General features: G+C 28.1%; 2 protein-coding genes. Both read left to right on the forward strand.

The genetic code is table 11. The features are described 5' to 3' along the window. A partial coding sequence (locus ON17_RS03555; RefSeq protein ID WP_040849671.1) for a hypothetical protein occupies nucleotides 1-353 on the forward strand: 353 nt, incomplete at its 5' end. A gap of 78 nt (nucleotides 354-431) precedes the next feature. After that, the coding region (locus tag ON17_RS01725; protein WP_017191787.1) for a dTMP kinase at nucleotides 432-663 on the forward strand (232 nt) is incomplete at its 3' end.

Here is a 663-nt window from a genome sequence, read left to right on the forward strand (position 1 = left end):
AATATTGGGACGAACACTATGCAACATTTGGTTTTGATATTTATGATAATAATTTTGTCATTCGCGCGAAAATGACGGTTTTTTATTTAGAAAATAAAGAAGACATTATCCTCATAATTAAATCAAATCAAGAAGAAACTTCTACTTGGAATGATTTGAATATCGTTATTTTTTTAGATCGAAATAAAAACCATCAGGTTGCCAACTTAAATAAAACTATTCAAGAATTAAACAAAGGAGAAAAATTTATGACTCACTCAATTGAAAATGATGTTGTCATTTTAAAAGATGACTTAATCCCCAATTTCAAAACCTTAATTTATTTCTTATATTTTCCTATTTTTAAAAGCTAATTAACAAAATCCAACTAAGACCTTCCAAATTAAAGGTCTTTTTTTTATACCAAAATCTAAATTCAAAGGAGAACCAAAATGAAATTAATAGTTTTTGAAGAACTAGACGGCAGTGGCAAAACCACTTTAATTCAAAAAATTAAAAAACAATTAGAAAAACAAGGCCACGAAGTAATTACTCTACAAGGGTTAGGAAGTTCCTCCATTGGCCAACCTCTTCGTGACATCTTTTTAACTAATTCCCAATTAAAACCATTAACTCGCTATTTATTGAGTTTTGCTAATATGCAACAAATCCAAGAAGAGAAAA

Source organism: Poinsettia branch-inducing phytoplasma str. JR1, from assembly GCF_000309465.1.
In the GTDB taxonomy this organism is placed as follows: Bacteria; Bacillota_I; Bacilli_A; order Acholeplasmatales; family Acholeplasmataceae; genus Phytoplasma; species Phytoplasma pruni.